The sequence below is a fragment of the Rhizobacter sp. P3_B12 genome (assembly GCF_056402895.1).
The window spans coordinates 1-504 of the sequence record NZ_JBFUGN010001809.1 but is presented as its reverse complement, the minus strand read 5'-3'; the positions used below and the strand labels follow the sequence as shown (position 1 = coordinate 504).

The following is a 504-nucleotide window of genomic DNA, read 5'->3' as shown; positions in this document are numbered from 1 at the left end:
CTCGGCGTGTGGGCGTTCCGCGCAGCGCGCGAGCAGGATGCGGCGGCGCCACAGCTGACGGTGCGGCTGGGCTCGGCAGGCCAGGCCCATGCGGTCGAGCGCGCGCCGTTCGAGCAGCTGGTGGAGGCGATCGTGCGGCACGGCGTGTCGCAAGGCGCCGACGCGTGGATGCAAGGCCTGTCGACCGCGCGCATCGCCGCAGCGGAAGCGGCCTGGTTGTCGCTGCTGCTCGCCGACCTGGAGACCTGGGGCGAGGGCTACGCGAAGCGCCGCGCGCTGTACGACGCCGCGCAGGGCGTGGACCTGCTGGCCGAGCTGGGCCTGCGGTTGGCCGCAGGCCGCCTGCCCGGCCATGCCGGCGCGGTGCTGGGCATCGGCCAGGCGGGAGAGACCGCGCTCGACCGAGTGCGCCTGATGTGCCTGGGCGCGCGCACGCAGCGCGATGGCGAGGCGCGCCGCACCACGCTCGTGATGGCCGACATCGACACCGGCACGCGCCTGGTG

Annotated in this window: 1 protein-coding gene; it reads left to right on the top strand. The window is 75.6% G+C overall.

The annotated features are described in order from the left end of the window. A partial coding sequence (locus AC1D01_RS38350; RefSeq protein ID WP_477875270.1) for a hypothetical protein occupies window positions 1–504 on the top strand: 504 nt, incomplete at both ends.